We start from the raw sequence: 229 nt of genomic DNA on the forward strand, positions 1-229 counted from the left end.
GACATCTTTCCCGCCTATGGCGAGGCCGTTGACCGGCTGGTCGCGCGGATCCAGGCCAGTGGCGGAGCCGAGAATGCGCCGCGCCCGGGCGAGCCGATGCCGCCCTTTCTGCTGCCCGACGAGACCGGCAGCCTGGTCGCGCTGTCCTCGCTGATCGCGCAGGGCCCGGTGGGATTGATCTTCTTCCGCGGGCACTGGTGTCCCTACTGCCGGCTCAGCGTGAGGGCGG

The 229-nt window shown here is 70.7% G+C and carries 1 protein-coding gene; it reads left to right on the plus strand.

Annotation, left to right across the window (positions count from 1 at the left end; genetic code table 11):
- Positions 1-229, plus strand: a 229-nt coding sequence (locus tag RMT89_RS45785) for a redoxin domain-containing protein (protein WP_315889659.1), incomplete at both ends; no start/stop codon positions are given.

Origin of the sequence: Streptomyces sp. P17 (assembly GCF_032436805.1) — a bacterium.
In the GTDB taxonomy this organism is placed as follows: Bacteria; Actinomycetota; Actinomycetes; order Streptomycetales; family Streptomycetaceae; genus Streptomyces.